The organism is Metabacillus herbersteinensis (assembly GCF_042433335.1).
Taxonomy (GTDB): Bacteria; Bacillota; Bacilli; order Bacillales; family Bacillaceae; genus Metabacillus; species Metabacillus herbersteinensis.
Genome location: NZ_JBHLVO010000006.1, coordinates 173,178 through 196,226 on the forward strand (window position 1 = coordinate 173,178; position 23,049 = coordinate 196,226).

The 23,049-nt window shown below is 36.6% G+C and carries 20 protein-coding genes and 1 pseudogene; 19 read left to right on the forward strand and 2 right to left on the reverse strand.

What is annotated here, in order from left to right:
- The first annotated feature begins 859 nt into the window (after positions 1 to 859).
- The 9 genes and pseudogenes from ACFFIX_RS10395 to xylB all read left to right on the forward strand — a co-directional run bounded on the left by ACFFIX_RS10395 (position 860) and on the right by xylB (position 10,626).
- Positions 860 to 1,777, forward strand: a complete 918-nt coding sequence (locus tag ACFFIX_RS10395) for a ketose-bisphosphate aldolase (protein WP_378933516.1) — start codon at positions 860 to 862, stop codon at positions 1,775 to 1,777.
- A gap of 248 nt (positions 1,778 to 2,025) precedes the next feature.
- Positions 2,026 to 3,318: an ABC transporter substrate-binding protein gene (locus ACFFIX_RS10400; RefSeq protein ID WP_378933519.1), complete on the forward strand. Its 1,293-nt coding sequence runs from the start codon at positions 2,026 to 2,028 to the stop codon at positions 3,316 to 3,318.
- Between the two features lie 60 nt (positions 3,319 to 3,378).
- Entirely contained in the window at positions 3,379 to 4,335 is a 957-nt protein-coding gene (locus ACFFIX_RS10405) for a carbohydrate ABC transporter permease (RefSeq protein WP_378933522.1), read from the forward strand.
- Position 4,336: 1 nt separating this feature from the next.
- Positions 4,337 to 5,161, forward strand: coding sequence for a carbohydrate ABC transporter permease (locus ACFFIX_RS10410; RefSeq protein ID WP_378933525.1), 825 nt, complete (start codon positions 4,337 to 4,339; stop codon positions 5,159 to 5,161).
- Positions 5,158 to 6,336: an ADP-dependent glucokinase/phosphofructokinase gene (locus ACFFIX_RS10415; protein WP_378933528.1), complete on the forward strand. Its 1,179-nt coding sequence runs from the start codon at positions 5,158 to 5,160 to the stop codon at positions 6,334 to 6,336. Before ACFFIX_RS10410 ends, ACFFIX_RS10415 begins: the two co-directional genes overlap by 4 nt.
- A 65-nt stretch (positions 6,337 to 6,401) precedes the next feature.
- On the forward strand, positions 6,402 to 6,941 hold the full coding sequence (locus ACFFIX_RS10420) for a D-lyxose/D-mannose family sugar isomerase (protein WP_378933530.1): 540 nt from the start codon (positions 6,402 to 6,404) through the stop codon (positions 6,939 to 6,941).
- A 414-nt stretch (positions 6,942 to 7,355) separates the two neighbouring features.
- On the forward strand, positions 7,356 to 8,210 hold the full coding sequence (locus ACFFIX_RS10425) for a MurR/RpiR family transcriptional regulator (protein ID WP_378933532.1): 855 nt from the start codon (positions 7,356 to 7,358) through the stop codon (positions 8,208 to 8,210).
- A 287-nt stretch (positions 8,211 to 8,497) separates the two neighbouring features.
- Complete coding sequence (locus ACFFIX_RS10430) at positions 8,498 to 8,968, forward strand: GyrI-like domain-containing protein (RefSeq protein ID WP_378933534.1); 471 nt, start codon at positions 8,498 to 8,500, stop codon at positions 8,966 to 8,968.
- Positions 8,969 to 9,128: 160 nt separating this feature from the next.
- Positions 9,129 to 10,626, forward strand: a pseudogene (xylB, locus tag ACFFIX_RS10435) (xylulokinase).
- 978 nt (positions 10,627 to 11,604) lie between these two features.
- Here xylB and ACFFIX_RS10440 read toward each other — a convergent pair.
- Positions 11,605 to 12,351 carry a class I SAM-dependent methyltransferase gene (locus ACFFIX_RS10440; protein WP_378933537.1) on the reverse strand — a complete coding sequence of 249 codons (747 nt, stop codon included), beginning with the start codon at positions 12,349 to 12,351 and terminating at the stop codon, positions 11,605 to 11,607.
- A gap of 101 nt (positions 12,352 to 12,452) precedes the next feature.
- Between ACFFIX_RS10440 and ACFFIX_RS10445 the strand changes: the two genes are divergently transcribed.
- The 6 genes from ACFFIX_RS10445 (at position 12,453) to ACFFIX_RS10470 (ending at position 18,596) form a co-directional block, all read left to right on the forward strand.
- Positions 12,453 to 14,036: an ABC transporter substrate-binding protein gene (locus tag ACFFIX_RS10445; protein WP_378933540.1), complete on the forward strand. Its 1,584-nt coding sequence runs from the start codon at positions 12,453 to 12,455 to the stop codon at positions 14,034 to 14,036.
- 3 nt (positions 14,037 to 14,039) lie between these two features.
- A complete protein-coding gene (locus tag ACFFIX_RS10450; RefSeq protein ID WP_378933542.1) occupies positions 14,040 to 14,981 on the forward strand; it encodes an ABC transporter permease in 942 nt (313 codons plus the stop codon).
- A complete protein-coding gene (locus ACFFIX_RS10455) occupies positions 14,974 to 15,771 on the forward strand; it encodes an ABC transporter permease (protein WP_378933545.1) in 798 nt (265 codons plus the stop codon). Before ACFFIX_RS10450 ends, ACFFIX_RS10455 begins: the two co-directional genes overlap by 8 nt.
- Entirely contained in the window at positions 15,764 to 16,537 is a 774-nt protein-coding gene (locus ACFFIX_RS10460) for an ABC transporter ATP-binding protein (RefSeq protein WP_378933548.1), read from the forward strand. The genes ACFFIX_RS10455 and ACFFIX_RS10460 overlap by 8 nt, the downstream gene beginning before the upstream one ends.
- Positions 16,538 to 16,552: 15 nt before the next feature.
- Entirely contained in the window at positions 16,553 to 17,344 is a 792-nt protein-coding gene (locus ACFFIX_RS10465) for an ABC transporter ATP-binding protein (RefSeq protein WP_378933551.1), read from the forward strand.
- 892 nt (positions 17,345 to 18,236) lie between these two features.
- Positions 18,237 to 18,596 (forward strand): winged helix-turn-helix transcriptional regulator, encoded by a 360-nt coding sequence (locus ACFFIX_RS10470; protein WP_378933554.1) that lies wholly within the window; start codon positions 18,237 to 18,239, stop codon positions 18,594 to 18,596.
- Positions 18,597 to 18,677: 81 nt separating this feature from the next.
- Here the strand turns inward: ACFFIX_RS10470 and ACFFIX_RS10475 are convergent, their stop codons facing one another.
- On the reverse strand, positions 18,678 to 19,238 hold the full coding sequence (locus ACFFIX_RS10475) for an NAD(P)H-dependent oxidoreductase (protein ID WP_378933557.1): 561 nt from the start codon (positions 19,236 to 19,238) through the stop codon (positions 18,678 to 18,680).
- A gap of 476 nt (positions 19,239 to 19,714) precedes the next feature.
- Here ACFFIX_RS10475 and ACFFIX_RS10480 point away from each other — a divergent pair, with 476 nt between their 5' ends.
- The 4 genes from ACFFIX_RS10480 (at position 19,715) to ACFFIX_RS10495 (ending at position 22,715) form a co-directional block, all read left to right on the forward strand.
- Positions 19,715 to 20,167 (forward strand): MarR family winged helix-turn-helix transcriptional regulator, encoded by a 453-nt coding sequence (locus tag ACFFIX_RS10480; protein WP_378933560.1) that lies wholly within the window; start codon positions 19,715 to 19,717, stop codon positions 20,165 to 20,167.
- A gap of 25 nt (positions 20,168 to 20,192) precedes the next feature.
- Positions 20,193 to 20,711, forward strand: a complete 519-nt coding sequence (gene paiA, locus ACFFIX_RS10485) for a spermidine/spermine N(1)-acetyltransferase (protein ID WP_378933562.1) — start codon at positions 20,193 to 20,195, stop codon at positions 20,709 to 20,711.
- A gap of 24 nt (positions 20,712 to 20,735) precedes the next feature.
- Positions 20,736 to 21,365 carry an FMN-binding negative transcriptional regulator gene (locus ACFFIX_RS10490; protein ID WP_378933564.1) on the forward strand — a complete coding sequence of 210 codons (630 nt, stop codon included), beginning with the start codon at positions 20,736 to 20,738 and terminating at the stop codon, positions 21,363 to 21,365.
- 315 nt (positions 21,366 to 21,680) lie between these two features.
- Entirely contained in the window at positions 21,681 to 22,715 is a 1,035-nt protein-coding gene (locus ACFFIX_RS10495) for a histidine kinase N-terminal 7TM domain-containing diguanylate cyclase (RefSeq protein ID WP_378933566.1), read from the forward strand.
- Positions 22,716 to 23,049: the final 334 nt, after the last annotated feature.

The window sequence follows — 23,049 nt, forward strand, 5'->3', positions numbered from 1 at the left end:
AACGGAAAGAGTCTATATGCAGGAAAAGTTAAAGCAACTTGCAAGCATAGATGGCTTAACACAGATCTTTAATCGAACATTTTTATGAAAAAATGTTTGAAGACCTTATAATGGAGGGCCGAAGTGTTTCTGTTATAATATTTGATATAGTTTATTTTAATAAAGTGAATGATACATATAATGTTCCCGTGCCTGTGCACCACCCGGAATTGTCGTAAACTTATCGACTTACTTCGGGCAGTGACAGGCACTTTTTATTTTAATCGTTCCATGTAAGACTGATAGTTATAACGTTAATTTATCAACGGAGTGAATAAAACTCGATAAAAACCAAAAGCGAACCCCATGATCTAGGAGGGTTCGCTTTTTTGGACACTTCTTTAACTTAAATTAATTTAATTCCAGTTTGAATTTAATATTAAAAAAAAGAAATGAGGAAAACAAAAAATAATAGTAATAAAATGATTATTTATTTAATTCAGATTATTTAAAAAACTACTTGATTTTCTAAATATCATTAACTATAGTTAAGTTAAGAAATTAAATTTACTCAGGGAACAAACGCAAGAAGTTTAATTTCTTGATGGAGTGATGAAACTTTATTTCTTGGATTTTAAAGAAATAGAACAAATTCTGTATTGTTACAGGATCAGATTGTTAACTCCAAGCATGTACCAATTGAGTAATACCAGGGGAGGTATGATTAACTTTGTAGAGGTTTAAACTGAACTGACATTTTAAATGTAAATGATTATACCTTTAAAAGTGATTCATCATCATGTATTCTCAAGTCAAATGTAAGCGTATACAAACCGAGGTTATACCTAAATTCTTAATTAATTAAGGGGATGGATTTAATATGTTGATAACAATGAAAGAGTTACTTACTGTTGCGAAAGAGAATAAGTTTGCAGTGGGAGCATTTAATGTGGCAGATAGTTCGTTCTTGCGAGCAGTGGTTGAAGAAGCAGAAAACCTAGATTCACCAGCAATAATAGCGATTCATCCGACTGAATTAGAATTCTTGACTGAAGAGTTTTTCTCCTATGTAAGACATCGCGTGTATAAAAGTAATGTCCCTTTTGTCCTTCACTTAGATCACGGCGGCTCAATTAAAGATATCATGCAGGCAATTCGTTGTGGTTTCACATCGGTTATGATTGATGGATCGTTACTTCCTTATGAAGAAAATGTAGAGCTCTCTAAAAAAGCGGCTGAAATTGCACATGCTGTTGGGGTTTCGATAGAAGGAGAGTTAGGTACTATTGGTAGCACTGGTAACTCCGCTGAAGGTGGTGTCTCAAAAGTTACATATACCGATCCAAGTCAAGCAAGGGACTTTGTGACACGAACAGGTGTCGATACATTGGCTGTGGCTATTGGTACAGCTCATGGTATATATCCCAAGGATATAAAGCCAGAATTACAAATGGGTATATTGGAAGAAATAAGTCATCTTGTTGATATTCCATTAGTACTTCATGGAGGTTCATCAAATCCAGACAACGAAGTCGCTCAATCAATCCAATTTGGGGTTAGTAAAATTAATATATCTAGTGATATGAAGTACGCATATTTTGCTAAAGCCCGTGAGATTTTGAGCACAACCGAATATTGGGATCCGAATGTAATTTATCCAGAATGCATCATTGAAGCACGTAAGGTAATTAATTATAAAATGAACCTCTTTAATTCAGTAGGAAAATCAGGCTTGTATGATCGAGAAGGAAAAAAGCAGCCAATTCAAGAAAAAGTAACTAGTGACTTATATCAATAACTATCCCTATTAATAAAAGTAATCCAATGATTCTACTAGTCAAATAGTCTGTTATAGAGATTTTATTCTTAAGATTATTAGAATCTTGGATTTTATTTTCTACTTTCCACTATACAAGGGTTTTCAACTAATTTGGAATTATCTAAGCATGAAAACTGGTTAGTAAGGTAAAAAGAATAACTACATCACGAAAGTATTGACTGTAAAATTGAGCTTTATCCTAATATATTTCTGATGGAGGGGAAAAGATGAAAAAGTTTGGGATCTATTTATTAGTAGTGATGATGATTCTTTTGACAGCCTGTTCGTCTGGAGATTCTACGACAAGCAGTAAAGCCAATGAGAGTGAAGATAGTGGTGTTACAACCGTTAATTTCGCAGCTATTAAGACCTTTGGAGAAGATTCGTGGACGGAACTAATTAATAAATTCGAGGCAGAAAACCCTGATATTAAGATTAAGTTAACTCAACTTCCGGCACCAGCAAAGAGTACCGAAATTCATCAATACCTAGTGACTTCATTACAGTCGGGTCAAAATGATATTGATGTCTTTACTGGAGATGTAATCTGGGTTCCAGAATTTGCTGCAGCAGGATGGACAGAGCCTGTGGATAGCTATGTAAATAAGGCCGACTACTATCCTGGTGTTATTGATGCACTTACTTATAATGGGGAGTTAATGGCAGTTCCTTGGTATGTGGATGGTGGGATGCTTTATTACCGACAAGATCTACTGGAAAAATATGATCTACCTGTACCAAAAACATGGGATGAAATGCTAGAAACAGCAGAGAAAATTAAGAATGGAGAAAACAATAAAGATCTAGAGAAATTTGTCTGGCAGGCAAAACAAGCTGAAGTTCTTGTTTGTGACTTTGTAGAGTTTTTAGGAAGTGCTGGAGGCTCTATCCTTGATAGTGAAGGAAAACCAAATGTAACTGGTCCGGAATTTTTGAAAGCGCTTAACCTTATGCAAGGCCTTATTAATGACGGAGATTCACCTAAGTCCATTTTAACGTTTGATGAAGAACCTAGTCGAACAGTCTTTACAGATGGTAATGCGATTTTCCATAGAAACTGGTCATATGTTTGGTCTGTTGCACAAAATGAAGAACAATCAAAAGTAGCGGGCAAAGTTGGAGTAGCCCCACTACCATCGTTTGATGGGAAAAGCAGCTCTTCTACAATGGGTGGCTATCAGTTTATGGTTTCTAGTAATTCTAAAAATAAGGAAGCATCTATTAAGTTTTCAAATTTCTTATCTAGCAAAGAGAATCAACTTTACTTTGCCGACAAAATGGCATTTAGCCCAACTAGACCAGCTGCATTAGAAGATGAAGGATTACAAGAGAACAATCCATTTTTAGCAAGCTTATCAGAGGTATTCCAAGGGACAACTGCTCGTCCAATCAGCCCTGATTATCCAAAAGTATCACTGGTTCTTCAGTCTAATATTTCAGGTGTTTTATCAAATACCATTACACCGGAAGAAGCTGTTGATCAAATCGATAATGAGCTTCAACGAATTACCAGTCAATAGAAAATTTAGAGGCATAAACGTTAAGATGTTTGTGCCTTTCTTATAAAGAGGTGAGTAGATATGGAAAAAACCATTGCTAACAAAACGGCAACACCCTATTCCATCATAAAACCTGTTCGTCGGACAAATAAGAGTAAGGCAATGATAGCTGGATATCTTTTTTTGTTACCTTCCCTTCTCATTCTGATCATAGTAGGAATTTATCCTTTACTTTACACAATCTATTTAAGTTTCTTTGATGCATCTTTTACAAAACAAGAAACAAACTTCGTAGGAATTGCTAACTATCAGCAGCTCTTTAGTGATATATGGTTTAAAGTTGCTTATACAAATACGTGGATGTTTACGATTGTTTCGGTTTTAGCAGAAACTCTATTGGGACTGTTGATTGCTATATTACTTAACTTAAAGTTTGCAGGAAGAGGCATAGTTAGAGCTTGTGTGTTAATTCCCTGGGCAATTCCTACTGTCATTTCAGCACAAATGTGGCAGTGGATCTATAATTCAGAATATGGAATTTTAAATTACCTGTTAATGAAATTAGGGATTATTGACATGAATGTTAACTGGCTCGGAGAAACATCTACTGCCATGTTTGCTGCAATCTTTTCAGACGTATGGAAGACAACACCGTTTATGGCTCTTATTATTCTAGCAGGTTTACAAGTTATACCTGATAGTCTTTATGAAGCGGCTGATATCGATGGTGCATCAAGATTTAAGAAGTTTTGTTACATTACATTACCTCTATTAATACCAACGATTATTATGGCTATTTTATTACGAGCACTAGACGCATTTAGAGTGTTTGATCTGATCTTTGTCTTAACCGGCGGAGGCCCTGCTAATTCAACTGAAGTACTATCATCGTATGCATACAAAGCTACCTTCTCTTCTGCGCAAGTGAGCTATGGTGCTGCCATGTCCTCTTTAATGGCAATTTCCGTTTTAGCATTAGCCATGTTTATGCTATTTGTTCTAAAAAAATCATACGAAAAAATTGAAGGAGGTAAATAGATTGAAAGGATCTACTAAACAATGTCTAGTCATACTACTTGCTTGCGGTATTGTCGCCTTTCAAGTCATGCCATTTATATGGCAGATTATTACCTCTTTTAAGCTAGATAAAGATATTTCATCGATACCACCTATCCTTCCGAGTGAAATTACCTGGATCCACTATCTACGAATCTTTGAAAATACACAATTCTACAAATATGTTTTAAATAGTACGATCGTAGCCATTGGGGTTACCTTACTATGTTTATTCATTGGAAGTTTAGCAGCTTATGGCTTAGCTAGAATGCCTATTAAAGGAAAAGGAATCATTTTAGCATTATTTCTTTCTACATCGATGTTTCCACAGATTTCCGTTGTCACTCCACTTTATAATTTAATTCAACAATTAGGGTTATATAACACACATACGGGGTTAATTTTATCGTATATGTTGTTTGGACTGCCATTGAGCGTATGGATATTGTATGGTTTTTTCAAAAATTTACCTAGTGAACTTGAGGAGGCAGCATTTGTTGACGGATGCGGCTATTTTAGGACCTATTGGCAAATTTGCCTTCCGTTAATTGCTCCAGGTTTGGTAACCGCTGGGTTATTAGTCTTTATTGCTTCTTGGAATGAGTTTTTATTTGCTCTCACTTTTACAAATAATGTAGAAGCTCAAACGATTCCAGTTGGTTTTGCAATGATGCCACAAGCATTCTTTGTTCCTTGGGGGGATATGGCGGCTACCTCAATACTCGTCACGTTACCTTTAATCCTACTTGTACTTGTGTTTGAGAAGAAATTGACTAAAGGAATTACAGGGGGAGCGGTTAAGGGATGAGTTATATTGCTTTCGGTTTAACAGCAAATATAGACTTAATAGGCAATGTAAACGAACAATTCTATGATGAGATCAAAGTATCAGATAAAACAGAACCACCCTCAATTATTAATACATGGGAGGAATTTTGCACAGCAGTTTGTTGGAACATGAAAAATGGCACCGGTGCTGAATATATCGTAACAGATGAATCAATTTTAAACAGCCTTGAGAGAAGGCTTGAGTGGAAACTGGGGATAGGGGGTACTGGATTACAAGCTGCTAGCGCTGCTAGTTTTGCAGGGTATAACACGATTGTTAATATTCCGATTATGTCGAATGAGATTCGTAAACTTGTAACGTACGACGATGAAAAACTATTTCTTACCTTTGATAAGCAGGGATCTATTCCAAAGCATTATATTTTAGAATACTCAAGTCTGGGACGATCAAACCGGCTTATATTTAGAAAGTTAAATGAGTTTACACCAGATATTATAGCTTCATCATTTGTCCAAAAATTGAGAGAAAAGGATGTAAAGGTAAACTGGTTATTGGTATCAGGGTTCAATTCGTTTGATACCAGTACAGATATAGATACATTCTTAAAAAATACGATTGCATTTTTAGAGTCATTAGGAGAGGATAAGCCGAATATTCATATGGAATTAGCTTCAATATGGTCATTAGAAGAACAGTGGAAAATAATAAAAACACTTCGTTCGTATGTTGATAGTGTTGGATTAAATGAAGATGAATTCAGAGAGTTACTTGGAATTAAGGAGGATTTACTAAGTTTAACTGATGAGGATCTCCTATCAAAAATAGAAGTGGGGTATCGATTAATAGATATTTCCAACCTTATTCTCCATACAAAACAATTTTCTTTAGTCATGTCACTGGGGAATAATGTACTAAATTGGGATCAGGCGCTTTGTAATGGTAATAAATTAGCCTTTTCAAGAGCAACGAAAGGGAGGATATGCAATCTACAGGACATTAAAAAAATAACGACTGGTTCTAGAAGTAATGAAAGAGGACAGAGACTTAGATCATTAACAGAAAATAGAAAAGATATCATCATAAATCCTAGCTTTGTGGGGGAAACAGTTAGCACAATAGGGCTGGGTGATACATTTACAGCTGGATTATTAGCTGAAGCTCCATTAATCAAAAGTAGAAACTGGGTAAAATAAAAATAGGTTATTGGTAGATTAGTAAGCTATTTCCGAGTCAAAATTTAGAATGGAGTGACAATATATTGCAAACTAAAGAAGTCGTTCAATCTTTTAGAGAAAAAACAGCTCATTATCTGAAACAAGCAAATATCGTCCTAACGGAAAAAGAGAAAAGTAGTATCGAAGTCGCTGATTTTGGATTAGGCAGACTTGAGCAAGTAGGTCTCCAGCTTATTACCTATGTAAACACAGATCGGTATTGCGCTAAAGAATTGGTACTGTTTCCAGGTCAGACTTGTCCCGAACACAAGCACCCCAATCGAGCAAACGGAGATCGAGGCAAACAAGAAACATTTCGCTGTCGAACAGGAGAAGTTTATCTATATGTAGAGGGGGAGAAAACGGAACTTCCAAAAGTTTATCCCCCAGAAGATGACCTTCAATATTATACAGCATATAAGGAGATTGTCCTGCGAGCTGGTGAACAATATACAATTGAACCGGATACCCTTCACTGGTTTCAGGCGGGAGAAGAAGGAGCGATTGTATCTGAATTTTCTTCTAACAGTGATGATGCATCAGATATCTTTACAGATACCCGTATAGATAGACTTCCCAAATAGTAAGTTGAATTCGCTTAGTACAACAGTTCTGGTAGGTTCTCTGATTCGTGAACAAAATCATTGTACGATAGTATGTAGATCGAGTTGATGGATCCTTACTTAAACATGTCTAAATCTGATGTATCTTAGCAAGACACCGTTACCTAGCTGCTAAGAGATACAAGTGCGTTATTTTTTTAGCGAGATAGCTAGCAGATGTTTTGAGGTTTTCCATAAAAGAGCTATAGTTAAATATGTATGATTGTCTTTTATAAAATTTTATTTCACGAAAGCTTTTAACATAGATCTATTTGTGGAAATGCTAAATAAAAACTTCACTATTCATTTAACTAGAGGCTAGTGAAGTACTTAATTTCAAATCAATGGAATCAATTATTTTAAATACAGGAATCTGCTAAAAGAAAGGAGCTTGGTATGTCTAACGTTAAGGAAAATAATATATTAAACACTCTGCATAGCCTTTATCCTACTTTACATGATGCAGAAAAAAAAGTAGCAGATTATGTAATAAAGGAATATTTAAATGTTATTGATATGAGTGTAGCTGAGCTTTCAGAGCAATGTTATGTTAGTGAAGCTACTATTGTTAGATTTTGCAAAAGAATTGGTTTGAGGGGGTTCCATCATTTTAAGATTGCTTTGGCAAGGGATATTAATAGTTCAGAGAAGACTCCTTCTCCGACTATTAACTTAGATAACTTTGAGGAATCTATAAACAATATTTTTGCTTATAAGATAGAGGAGTTGAAGCAAACTGCTTCTTTTCTTGATGAACAAACTGTTAAGAAGTCCATGGAGTTAATTAGTAATGCTAATCTCGTTCATTTTGTTGCTGCAGGAAACTCAATTCCAGTTGCACTTGATGGTGCATACAAGTTTAGCCAAATTGGAGTTAGGTCGATTGTAAATACAACGCCAGAAATGCAAATTTCAATGGCTCATTCACTAACTGAGAATGATGTTGTCATTGGGATATCTGATTCTGGAGAATCAAAATTGTTACTTGATATTTTTGAAATTGCTAAAATTAGGAAGGCAAAAACCATTTGTATAACAAGTCATATGAAATCAGCACTCTCCAAAAAAGCTGATTTTCAATTGAACACTGTTACCAAAGAGAAACTTTTCTTTAGTGAATTTAGTTTCACTAGAATTCCAGCTATTGCTGTAATCGATACTTTGTTTCTTCTTCTTACTAAAACGGGTTTAGATAATTCTTATCGCTCCATTAGTGATAGAGAACAAGCCTTATCTGATTTCAAGTATTAAATAGTGTTGTATCTCTGTTATATTTAGGCCATGATTTAGGTCGGTTTGGATGAATATAACAGAGTTTCTCATAAAATAGTAAAATGAAAATAATCCATATCTTAAGAGCAAGAATACAGTTCCAATGATTCCCACTTATAAGGGTCGGGATTTGAAGTATACCTGTATAGCCATCACTATGCAGCATTTCATTCAAGACTCTGTTTCTAGTTGGAAATGAGTTGCTCGGTTTGTTCAAGCAAGTCGCTGCAAAACAATACTATTAGAATATTAATTGAGGTGGGAGCATGGAAGGTGAAATTGTAATTAAGAAAGATTTTTCGATCATTGAACTCTCGAATAATAGAATATATCAACAACCAAAAGACACTGGAGTCATCTCTTCATTTTGGGGAATTATTCAGAGGGGAAAACAAGAAATAAACAGATACTTAAATGAACATACACTTACAGGTATTTGTATGGGTGAATGTACTTATATTGCTGGTGTAGAGATTCTAGCCAGGGAAAGCATTCCAGATGGAGTGAGTACCCATACATTCCCAACTTATACTTACATACGATACCGTCACTACGGATCAGTTTCTACTTTACATAATACCTATTCCAAAATTTCAGAAGAATTACTCCTGAATTCTGACCATCACTCTATGAGTGATGGTCCATGGTTAGAGGTTGTCAATACTAAGAAGTATCCCAATCCATATTCTGAAAACTGTAAACTGGATATTTATATTCCAATCAAACTCGGTGTCTAAAAGCAAAATTGTGCTGGTGAACTTGCCCTTTTCTCATCATATTATGGCCTAGGTCACTTGATTCCGAAGTGAAATTATGGTGATTACTAAGTGCTGGGATTAGGTTTCCAGCACATTTTCATTTATTACAGAAAAAATTGGGAGTGGAGAGGATGGAAACATGAACTATGTAATTGGTATTGATTAGGGACAAGTGCTGTAAAGGTTTTATTAATTAACCAGCAGGGAGAGGTTTCAGGGGAAGTTTCAAAGCCTTACCAGCTGCTACAGGAAAAATCGGGCTATAGCGAACAAAACCCGGAAGATTGGGTAACTAAAACCATTGAAGCACTGAGAGAATTAATGTCTGGTTTTAATGGCTCCCCAGAAGATATCGAGGGAGTCAGTTTTTCAGGCCAAATGCATGGCCTTGTTTTATTGGACAAGGACATCAGGTTCTGCGCAACGCGATTTTATGGAATGATACCCGGACAACAAAACAATGTCGTGACATCTATGACCTAGTAGGGGAAGACCGGCTGCTGGCCATCACCAAAAATCCTGCCCTGGAAGGCTTTACTCTTCCTAAACTGTTATGGGTTAAGGAACATGAACCTGACCTTTTTCAAAATGCAACTATCTTTTTATTGCCGAAAGACTACCTGCGCTATCGGCAGACCGGCGAGGTTCACAGTGATTATTCGGATGCAGCTGGTACGCTTCTCCTGAATGTAGCTGAGAAAAAATGGAGCAGTGAAGTTTGCGAGGCAGTGGGAGTGGATCTCAATCTTTGCCCGCCTTTAGTAGAGTCGCATCAGCTGGTTGGGAGAATTACACCAGATATCGCCAGCCAAACGGGATTAAATGAAGCTACGAAGGTATTTGCTGGAGGGGCTGATAATGCATGCGGGGCAATCGGCACGGGGATTCTGGAAGAAGGAAAAACATTATGCAGTATTGGAACATCCGGGGTTGTTCTTACATATGAGAACATCCGGGATCTTGATTTTCAAGGGAAGGTCCATTATTTTAATCATGGCAAGGAAGATTCGTTTTATATAATGGGTGTAACCCTTGCGGCAGGCTACAGTCTAAGCTGGTATAGATCTGTATTTGCCGAGGGAGAAGGATTTGAAGAGATGTTAAATGGACTGGAGAATGTTCCAGTAGGTGCAAACGGCATTTTATTTACTCCATACATAGCTGGCGAAAGGACCCCGCATGCAGATTCTGTCATAAGAGGCAGCTTTATCGGCATGGACGCTTCTCATAAAAGGATTGATTTTGTCAGATCGGTTATTGAGGGAATTACGTTTTCGCTAAATGAGTCAATTGAAATCTTTAGGGAAAGCGGAAAAAACATTGATACGATTATCTCGATAGGCGGAGGAGCCAAGAACGAGACATGGCTGCAGATTCAAGCGGATATATTCAACGCCAATATCCAGAAGCTTTCAAGCGAACAGGGCCCTGGGGTAGGAGCAGCTATGCTTGCCGCTTACGGATGCGGATGGTATTCCTCCCTGAAAGAGTGCTCGGATTTATTTGTCCAGCCAGTCAAAACCTATGAACCAAATAAAGAAAATGTAGAGAAATATAAAGAATTGTACTCTTTGTATAAAAAGGTCTATCAGCAAACTAAAGACTTGAACGCAGGCCTTAGTCGGTTTAGAAGATAAGCGTATTCGCTTTGACACCACTTGTTACAAGTTTCCGACAGTACGTAATTTAGGATGGTATTTGTCAATTTATAGTATAAATAGATGAAGGTGTTTAAAAAGGAGAAGTATTCTTCACTTTGTTTTTCTCCAAGGAAACCAATCAAAGCCCTGTCGATTAATTAGCAATACAGAAGAAAAAGCGGCAAACATCACAAGGTGTAACTTTGACCGATAATTTGCACTTATTTTAAGTGTTATTTTGCACATCCAACTTTAAAACCCAGCTACCTTCACATGAAAAGATTAGCTGGGTTTCTTCATTATTTACGTCCAATCATTAAGCTATTTCGTTTAAAAGCTCTAGTCATTCTATTCCGCAATCGGGCCAGATTGTGGAGTAACTCTTATATTACGTAGTAGACTAAATACTGCGCAACAAATAATTTCGTTTATGAAAGGATGTTCTTTAAATTAAAGAGCTTTTTATCAGTGGTAGGTTTTCAACAATCGGGCCAGATTGTTGAATATCTTAATAATTAATCAGCCCATCATATACAGGATATAATTTCATGCATGTGAGGGATTGATTATTATCCAAAAAATAAACTTCCATTTCTCACTAAATTGATTGAATGCTAAATAAATTGGATCGTATTTTGCGTTTAATTTTAAAAAGTGTTCCTACTGAGCATTAACAAAAACCTAAGAGCATAAAACTAACCGCAGTGAATGAAAAAGTTGTTGATAAGAATGATGTTAATCGGTAAATTGGGAGAAATTCTTATAACCCCTATTCAATACAGAGAGCATCTCCTTAAAACATCTTAGACTTTTTTAAAAATGTCCTTTACAAAGGGTACGTTTTACATCTTAGACAGTTTTTTTATTTCCTTTGAATTCTAACGGTAGGCTACTTTTCAAAAAGTACAACGGTAAGAATAGGATTATAGATGGTTATGGGATTATCAAATCACCACCTACTGCGATAAGTAGGAATTATTTGGTGCCAACTATAGAGAAAGAAGGAATGGATCGATACGCGATTTTTTCTGCTTTCGAATAAATCAGATCGTCAAAGTCTTGCTCTATTTGTATGTTGTGGAAGCCTAATTGAAATAGAATGGCACGATCCCACTCCGGACGCATTGCAAATGTCAGTGGCAAATGCTTAGCGATCTCATCACCTTCGCTGAAAAGCTCTTCTTCATCGTATTGTGGAAATCCAAGCTGTATCGCTTTTTTGATGTCCCTTTGATAAATTTCACCGTGTATTTTATTAGCAAGTGAAATATTCCAATTTGCATCGAAAATTATCAACTTTCCATCCTTCTTCAACCATCTGTACCAGTCAGAGTAGACTTTCTCTGGCTGATGCAAAGTCCATGTTACATTGCGGGAGATGATAATGTCGAAAGTGTTTTCCGGGTTAAAGGAAGTATCGCTAGTGACATGGATAAATTGTGGTTTCACACCCGCTGAATCGGCATTTTTTTTCGCTGAAGATATCATATCTTCTGAAAAATCCAAAGCTGTCACATGATGCCCCATTTGTGATAATATTATCGTGAAAAAACCTGGTCCAGTGCCGACATCTAAAATTTGGAGAGGTCTATCTTCGGCAATACGGGCTTGTAAAATTTTTTCCCAAGCCTCTTTTTTAAAGCCGTTTAGTTCTTCTTGAATAATTCCATCATATATTTTAGCACTTTTATCCCAATATATTCGATGCTTTACTTCATTCATAGAGCAAACTCCTTTTTAAATAATAGTTGACATCTTCATCATGACAACTATTATAATAAACGTATTGATTACGATTTGCAATTATTTGAGGAGGACACAGAATGAAGAACAAAAGCATCCTATTTGTTTTGTTTGCTATTACTTTATTATTTTTAGCAGGATGTACTGAAGACAAGAAAAATAAGGCCAAAGAATCCAAAGAAGTAAGGGATACAATTCAAGTTGCGATAACGAGGGACAGTGGGGCTGATAAGTTGGACGCCGCTTCTTATGACGGAGCAATGTCTACATATACGGCAGTCTATGAGCCTTTAGTGGAATATGGAGAAAAAGGGGACATAAAGCCTGCACTCGCTACATCTTGGGATATTTCCGAGGATGGTAAAACGTATATCTTCCATTTACGCGATGACGTTAAATTTTCGGATGGTTCAAAAATGGATAGTGATGCCGTACTGTTTTCGATCAATCGATGGAAAGGAAAAAAAGAGTATGATTGGTTGAAAACGGCCTCCACACTCGAAAAGGCTGATAAGGTGGATGAATATACGATAAAACTCACTTTTTCAGAGCCGAGTGCTTTTATTTTAAATGAATTGACAGCAGCACGCCCTTTACGTGTGATGAGTCCGAACGCTGTGGAACCAGCTGGGGATCCTGATGGGAAATTTGTGAAAGCAATCGGAACAGGCCCGTGGCAAATCGATGGGTATGTAAAAGATAAAGAAACAACGTTTATACCAAATAAACATTATTGGAATGAGAAGGCTGAAATTGGAAAAATGGTTTGGAAGGTGATTGCCGATCCCGAGACCCGTTCACTGGCACTGCAAGAAGGAAGTATTCAGTTGGCTGGGGCAGAGATGAGCCGAATCCCTTATCAAGCATTACTGACATTCAAAGAGGATGATCGCTTCAAAGTGGAATCCAGACCGGGGACAATGAGTTATTTCCTTGTGATTAACAACCAAAGGGAGCCGTTGCAAAATGTGAAAGTAAGGCAGGCATTAAACTTCGCGGTCGATAAAGAGAACCTTGCTAACAATTTATTGGACAAAAATGGATATGCAGCGAAGGGACTATTTGCTGAAACGGTTCCTTTTGTAAATGACGTAAATAGTCCGGGATACGCCTATGATTTGGATAAGGCAAAGGAATTGTTGAAAGAATCCGGTTATGGCGAGGACGGTAAAAAGTTAAAACTGAAACTGGCTTTGCAAACAGAAGAATTTCCAGAGTGGAAACAAATAGCTGAAACGATTCAAAGCGATTTGAAAGAGGCCGGCATTGAAATAACGCTTGATAGCATGGAATCCACAGCCTATTACGATAACTTATGGGGAGAACAGGATTATGATTTATTAATCTATAGATCGTACGCAGACGGCCTTAATCCTCAAGGATTTCTTGATTCACTCTTTTCAATAAACGAAAATGGGAAAGGTATTGCCTACACAGATAAAACATTATCAGCTCAAATTATGAATGCGGCAAAAGCGCTTAGTCAAGAAGAACGTCAAGCTACCTACAATACAGTGCTGTCATACATGAACGATAATGCAGTAACGGTACCACTTTTCTATCCAAATGATATCGTCGTTCACAATGATGGTCTGAAAGGTTTCGTTTGGGGACCCATTAGTGATGACCCTGTACGTTGGAATAAGCTTAAGAATGAAGAATAACGAATGTGGAGTATTATTGTTAGGAAATTACCGGTTATTTTTCTGACCATGCTTTTACTTAGCATTTTCTTATTTTTTCTTGTACGCGCAATTCCGGGATCACCTGAAATGGTGATCCTTTTACAACGTGGAGGGGCGGTAAGCGAGGAAGAGCTTGCTGATTTAAAGAGGGACTTAGGACTTGATGCATCCTTGTTTCAGCAATATATGGATTGGGGAATGAATATGGCAAGGCTAGATTTTGGGACATCCTATCAATCTGGGCTTCCCGTTTTGGATGAAATTAGATCCCGTATCGGGAATTCTCTTCTTCTGGCCGTGATCTCCCTATTCATTTCTATATCTATTGGAATGTTCATTGCCTTCTTTGCGGCTCTTTACAGTGAAAGCAAATGGGATAAGGGTGTTCGAAATATTGCGATTTTCCTTTCGTCACTCCCTACTTATTTTATCGGATTACTTCTTGTGCTGATTTTTGCAATCTACGCGAGGGTTTTACCGGTGTTTGGGAATGATTCCTGGTTCCATTTCATTTTGCCAATTGTCACAATTAGTTTCTCTTTGGTAGCTACGTTCATCCCATTGTTCCGTCAAATCTTTGGTGAAGTAATGGGAAGTCTGTATTTTGAAGCTACAAGAGCTAGAGGGATTAAAAAAATCAGTTTATATGGAAAAACACTACTTCGACCTAGTATCCACGGGATGTTAACGATTATTGCGTCCAGTATCGGTATGCTTTGGGGTGCGATTATTGTTACGGAGACAATCTTTGCCTTGCCTGGACTTGGAAGTTATATTATGAAGTCGATTTCGGTAAGAGATTACTCAGTAATTATTGGCTTTACCCTAATTATGGCATTTTTTACGATGGTTCTCTACTTGATTATCGACTTGTTATTGTACTTGACGGATCCGAGGAAGGGGTTAGGGGTAGAAAATGATTAGTATAAAAAAATCGCGATGGGCCTTTCCTGCAATTTGTTGTGCGTTATTGATCATTGCTATCATTATCGGGATTTTAGTGACTCCCTATGATCCTTATCAGGTGAACGTTGCTGAAAAGCTTCAAAAGCCAAGTTCATTTCACTGGTTCGGAACAGATCATCTGGGAAGGGATGTCATGACCAGGCTAGTATTTGGTGCTCCGTATACACTGATGTTTCCATTCCTTGTCTTAATAGTTTCTACTTTCATCGGTTCTTTCTTCGGTCTTATAAGTAGCCATTTAGGAGGAAAGGCAGATACAGTAATAACCGCTGTGATGGATTCGTTCAGTTCAGTTCCGAATCTACTACTTGCTGTTGCGATTACGGGATTGCTTGGTCCAGGCCTTATCAATACTTTTCTTGCGGTTATGATTTCTTGGTGGGTGCAATATGCAAGGATTGTACGGGGTGTTGGCATTACGATACGGAATGAACCATATATGCTTGCCGCGCAATTAAGCGGATCTTTTGGGGCCAAAACGATTTACCGCCATTTGCTTCCCAATACTATGCCCCTTATCCGGGAGCTTTTCTTTTTGGATATGGGCACAATTATCTTAATGATGTCGAGCCTTTCATTTCTCGGTTTGGGAGCACAGCCTCCCATACCGGAATGGGGAAGTATGATGCTTGATGGAAAAAGCTATTTGCAGATTGCTCCTTGGATTACGATCTTTCCTGCGACAGCGATAACTGTTTTTGTTATGCTTTTTTATTTTATCGGAAAGGGATTGAAACCACGTGAATAACCAGGTATTGCTGGACGTTAGTAATCTTTCCATTGATTTAAGAGGAAATAGGCTCATTGATGGAGTTACTTTTCAACTACATAAAGAAGAGGTATTTTGTTTGGTTGGAGAATCCGGTAGCGGAAAGTCCATTACGTCACGAGCGATAATGGGACTTCTTGATAAGAGAAAGTGGGGAATTTCTGGATCGGTTCATCTAGAAGGGAAACAGTCTAATTTAATTGAATTAGCGGAAAAAAAGTGGCAGACGATACGAAGCAAAGAAATGGCTCTTATCTATCAGAATCCTTCACAAGCCCTTCATCCGTTTTTTAAAATAAGGTCACAGATGACACAAATGCTGAAGAGTAAGGGTGTAAAGGATAAAGAGGAAATCAACAACCGCATAATGCAACAATTGCATGAAATGAATTTCGCCGACCCGTATCAGATTGCAAATTCATACCCCTGCCAGTTAAGCGGCGGTATGAATCAGCGCGTGATGATTGCAATGGCCCTGTTAGAACGGCCACGCCTGCTCATTGCTGATGAGGCGACGACCGGTCTCGATACGATAAATCAGCAACTAATCATTAAGCAATTATTGGAGTTGAAGAAAAGGTACAGTATGTCTATTTTGTTTATCACACATGATCTGAGGTTGGTCAGTCAAATTGCGGATCATGTAGTCGTGATGGAAAGAGGGAAGATTGTGGAGTCTGGACCGCTTGCAGCCGTTAAAAACGCTCCGAAAAGTTCTTATACAAAAGAATTATGGGAGAGATGAACCTTGCTATTAAAAGTGAAAAATATTTCCGCATCCTATAAGAATAAGAAAAAGTCGGTGTTGCAGGATATCTCTTTTACACTGGAGATGGGACAAAAACTGGGGATCGTAGGGGAGTCCGGCAGTGGGAAAAGTACGTTGACACGAATTTTGGCAGGCTTTCACCCTATTGAAAGAGGAGAGGTTCTTTTGCAGGAGCGACCAGTTCGGGCAAAAGTAAAAGACAGGAAATGGTTGAATAGGAAAGTGCAATTAGTTTTTCAAGATTCGATTTCATCCCTTGATCCCCAACAAACAGTTCGCCAAGTGTTGGAAGAACCGTTATGTAACTTCTTTTCCCTTACTAAAAAAGAGAGAGAACAGCAAGTAGGGACTATATTAGAAGAAGTAAATTTGAAAAAGGACATTTTAAACCGTAAAGGTAGAACTCTAAGTGGCGGACAAGCTCAAAGGGTCTGCATTGCACGTTCCTTACTTGCCAGGCCGGAGATCCTGCTTTGCGATGAGCCGGTAACCGGTCTTGATATGATGAACCAAACAAGGATTATTAATTTATTAAAGAAAATTGTCGCTGAAAAGCAGTTGGCAATCATCTTTGTGTCACATGATATATCATTAGTGCTGGATTTTTGTGATGTCATTTTAGTACTAAAAGATGGACAACAAGTTGACTTTTTTAAAGCAGTGGAATGGAATCATACGGATAGAAGTGATTATACAACGAAATTAATAGAGTCGATCAATTTACAATCGTTAGTTTTCGAAATGCAACGAAAAGTCGGGGATAGGCTACATCCTTGTTCATAGCATTATGGAAAGGAATAGATGTCTTCACTCCGATAACTGTAAAATAACTGAAGTTGAGACATCCTTTTGAATAACCTACCAATTAGTATAATTCGGGAAGGAATTTGAACATTGTTTGAAGAAATTCAAGCTAATTATAAATTGCATCAACTAATAGGAAATAAAGTTCAACATACCCAAAAATAAACACTAGTAGCAATTACTGAAGTTGGTTTTACTGTATTAAATGATATATGACGGATGGACTTCTCATACTCAGATCACTTAGTCACGTAGACTCTTAGAACTTATTTACACTATTCAAATGGTAACGACCGGCGTTTAAATTAAGAACATAAGTATTATGATTATACAAATTTATCTCTCCCTGTGCGATTGTCGTGCTGGAATTCAATGTCAAGCCAATCGTTGTAGTTCATATCCTGTTAATATTGAAACATATCTCCAAGAGATCACCCTTACTTATTTACGGTCGGTAAATCATATCATAAATAATTTAAACTAAAATTATTTTACATATATTTTAAATATCTGAACGCTATTTTAGCCGAAGGATTTCTTCCACAATCGGGCGCATTTATCTCATAACGCGTCTTTTTATTTTAGAAGTTAATGCCGATTAAGCTCGAGGAAGAACAACATATCTATTTATTGCGTAGTACAACGATACTATGCAATAGAAAAGTGATCTTCAACAATCGGGCCATTTAATTGAATAAAGAAGAAGTTTTTAACAGTCAATCTAAGGGTTGTTTTGTTAAAATTTACTCGAATTAAAGATATAGCAAAATTTTATAGCGATTTTACTTTACATCCTTTGCAATAAGATTGCATAATGATCTATTGTAAGGGATGCCTATTTCATATACTTACCTAAAGGAGAGTGTAACTTATGCGCAAAACCTGTGTTCCGACTGGCGTTGAACGAAAAGACACTGGCTTTGGATATACGTTGTCCTTAGTAGGCGGTAAATATAAAATGATCATTATATATTGGCTGTCTGAAAATAAGGTTATGAGGCATAATGAGCTGAAGCGAAGTATCGGCATCATTTCTTTTAAAACACTAAGTATCATGTTAAAAGAGCTTGAGGCAGATGGCCTTATCACACGCAAGGAATTTCCCCAAGTACCTCCAAAAGTTGAATATTCATTATCTGACCGTGGTCTTTCTCTCGTTCCATTGTTAAATATGATGTGCGAGTGGGGAGAGAAAAACCGTTTGCCAGCTCTGGAGGATGTACAGAGGTAGGCATAGCTATTTTGTTTAAATCAAAAGAAGTATTTCCTCAATAAAAATACTTCTTTTTTATAGCTTTAATTAAGCTGCCTATTACAGGTTGTCAACAAAATTCAAATAATCCAGAGCGCTTTTTTCCAATTCGCTTGCACCCGACTCATTTTCTTCTTCTTCGTTTCCACCCGGCTCATTTTCTTTGCCATAAAACACAAAGAACGAACGATAATCTGCATTGCAATACAGGAAAGTCGTTTCAAATGGAACTAATAGTTGTTCAAGTGTATACCGATATCTTCCGTTTTTACTATAATCCTCTTTTTTGATTCCTGCAGATACACCTAAAGCAACTTTACGATTCTTTAATTTATCTCCACCATTTGAACCATAAGCCCATCCATAAGCTAAAACATCGTCAAACCATTTTTTAAGGAGAGGCGGACAATTAAACCAATATATAGGGAACTGCAAAACAAGATTACCATGTGATTCAACCAATTTTTGTTCTTTTTTCACGTCTATGTTTCCATCAGGGTAAACTTTAGTCAATTCGTGAACAGTAAAATTTTCCGGATATTTTTTCAGTTCTTCTACCCATCGCTTATTAATGACGGATGTTTCTATGCTGGGATGTGTTACGATAACAAGAGTTTTCAAAAGATTTGTCCTCCTAAAGTATTATTTATATCTTGATTATAAAGTGCACACTGCAAATATGTAAGTATGCACTTTTAGTACAGGTACTTACACAAAGGTGAGCGTCAAATCAGTCATAAAAATATTTTTTCTAGAAGGGGGGAGCAGCAAACCTATTACCTGCAAAGTAGAATAGCTACATTCTCGGGGTCACCTTACGTTGTTAGAAAAGATCGTGTACTTAGTCATTTTTTAGTTATTCAAGAATCGGGCGCAATTCTGCAGCAAGAATTGTGCTCTTTTTCATGTTTAGGGCCAGATTGTAGAGGAAACAGAAAGAGTAATAATGCTGATTAAAGATCATTTGAAAAATATTTCACTTTACTCGACCTCTTTATCCATAATTTTTTGTTGCAAATGCAACAAAGATAAATTAAATTTAATATATGCCATTTTTATTGCATTTGCAACAAAAAATATGTACTAAGGAGTTATTTATGAAGGAAATTCTTCGTGAAATTGGAATGATTGCCAGGGCATTAGATTCAATAAGCAATATAGAGTTTAAGGAATATGACCTTACAAAAGGGCAGTATTTGTACCTTGTCCGAATATGTGAAAACCCAGGAATCATTCAAGAAAAGCTAGCTGAGATGATAAAAGTAGACCGAACAACAGCAGCTCGTGCTATAAAAAAGCTTGAAATGAAAGGTTTTATTGAAAAGAAAGACGATCAATATAACAAAAAAATAAAGAAGCTCTTTCCAACAGAGATAGGGAAAAATGTTTATCCTTTTATAAAAAGAGAAAATGATTATTCCGATACCGTTGCATTAGAGGGATTTTCCGAAAGGGAAGCAGAAACCATTTTCAATCTTCTTCAAAGAGTAAGAAAAAATATAGAAAAAGACTGGGAATTTGTAAAAAAGGGAAACAAGAGAAATTATTGATTATATAAAGGAGCGACATATTTAAATGACTATAAAAATAAAAAAGTGTACCCTTGAAGATTCACGCAAACTTCAAGAAATTAGTTATGAAACATTTAATGAGACATTTAAGCATCAGAATTCACTCGAAAATATGAATGCCTATTTGGAAAGGGCATTTAACTTAAAACAATTAGAAAAAGAATTATCCAATATTTCTTCGCAATTCTTTTTTGTTTATTTTAATAATGAAGTCGCTGGACATTTAAAGGTCAATACCGATGATGCTCAGTCTGAAGAAATGGGTGATGACTCCCTTGAAATCGAGAGGATTTATATAAAGAACAAATTTCAAAAACACGGGCTTGGTAAATATCTGCTAAATAAAGCTATAGAAATTGCGATGGAACGAAATAAAAAGAAAATCTGGCTAGGCGTATGGGAAGAAAATGAAAATGCGATTGCTTTTTATAAGAAAATGGGGTTTATTCAAACTGGAGCCCACTCTTTTTATATGGGTGATGAAGAACAAATAGACTTTATAATGACCAAAACACTCATATAACTTTTTTTAAAAAGGTGGATTATTATGTATATTCCAAAATATTTTAAGGTCACAAATGTTGATGAAATTTGGGATTTTGTTCAAAAAAACTCTTTTGGTACGATTGTCACAACAGAACAAGGGAAACCAATTGCCACTCATTTGCCATTGCAGTTAATTAAAGAAGGAGATACTTACTATATAACGGGGCATATGGCTTATGGGAACCCTCAATGGAGAACATTCGAAACCTGTGAAGATGTATTGGTTATGTTCCAAGGACCACACGCTTATATCTCTTCCTCCTGGTATGAAGAGGAAAATGTCCCGACATGGAACTATCAAGCTGTACATGTATATGGTACAGCCAGCATTTTGAACGAAGAAGAGTTAAAACAAGAGCTGATAATATTGCTGCAAAAATACGAAAAACACCGTAAGAAGCCAGTTTTATGGGATAAGCTCTCTCCTGAAGTTTTAGAAAAACAATTAAAAGGTATTGTTGGATTTAAGATTAAAGTACAGGAAATTCAAGCTGCCAATAAACTAAGTCAAAATCGTAATGAAGAGGACTATCATAACATCGTTAATAAACTCTATGAAGAAAAGGATTTGAATTCTCAACAAATGGCACAATTGATGGAGAGGAAATTTAAAAAGGACAAAAAGGCGTAAATTTATTTGAATATAGAAAGATTGGAAATAAAGAAAAAGTCTATTATACAAAACTCCCCCTGCTCTAGCTAAACCTTGTATAAACCGTAAAACAATCAATACTCAAATAGAAGGACTAAATGGACAAGAAATGTATCTATAACAATAGAATCAACGAGATTAATAAAGAAGTGATAGTCTATTTCCAGTTTTGAAACTAGTAGGTGGGCCTTGGTTTTACGTTCATTCGATCTTTGTATTTTTGTCTTTAATGATGAGTATCATTATCTTATTAATGCAGCTAAAAAAATCTTTATTTAGATTCGTGTCCAAATTTTGATGATGGTAGCAGGACTTATTATTCCTATTATTGCGAGTCATTTTTACTTAAATGGACTTAGTCCGTATGGAATTGATCTTGGCCCTGTTTCAATGAGTATTTGTTTTTTATTTCACGGCGCGGCCCTTTTAACTTTTCAAATGTTCAATGTAGCACCGATTGCCAGGGACACCGTGTTTGAACGCATGACAGAGGGTATTATTGTTTTAAATCAAAATGGTGCGATTGTTGATTACAATCATTCGGTACTGAATGTTATCCCGAAGTTATCTACTCATGTTATTGGGAAGTCGATTGAAGATGTGCTAGCTGGAAAGGAGCAACTTGCTAAAATCATCAGTGAGCAGCAGGAATGCGATTATGAGCTAAGTATGGGTGGAGCAATGATCCACTATCATATCCGGTTTTCGTCACTTCGGAATAAAAACGGTAGTCATAAGGGACAGATTATTACCTTTGTTGATGTAACGGAAAGAGTGTATATGCAGGAAAAGTTAAAGCAGCTAGCAAGCATAGATGGCTTAACACAGGTATTTAATCGAACCTTTTTTATCAAGAAAAGTGAAGATATGTTTAACGTTCTGATGATGGAAGGCGGAAGTGTTTCTGTCATCATGTTTGATATTGATTATTTTAAAAAAGTGAATGATACATATGGACACGAAGCGGGCGATTCTGTTTTAACTCATATTGCAAGCGTGGCAAAGAATAGCTTACGATCAACAGACGTGATCGGACGTTATGGTGGAGAAGAATTCATTATCTGTATGCCAAAAACACCCTTGGCCCAGGCATATGAGCTAGCCGATACCATTCGAATGAAGGTTTCCGAGAGTACTACGTTTAGTAACAACAAGATAATCTGTGTAACAGCAAGCTTTGGGATTTCAAGTGCTTCCTTTACAGATGGTGATTACACTCATTCCATCGAGGACCTGATGCGACAAGCTGATCAGGCATTATATGGCGCAAAGAAAAATGGGAGAAACTGTGTTCAACTTTATGAAGAAGATTTGCAGAGTATAGGTTGAAAAGATGACATAAAAAGGTACCCTTCGTCAGAGATGGCGAAGGGTATTTATAAGAAGTTGGAATTGATATTCAAGAGAAACCTAATAACGCAGCCTTTATTCTTTCATTCCAATTACTCGAATTCTTTTGTAATCTGCTATCCAACTACGGTTAATAAATAAAGTTTCTTTCAAGTTATTTTCTACTTTTATGATGATACATATCTTTCCTGATTGATCTTATGAATAAGAGTATATTGATTAAATATTTTTTCTTCAAAGATTGAGGGGGTTGTAAAATAAATCAACAATGACCCGCTAGTTACATAATTTTAAACATAGTGTTCGGATTAAT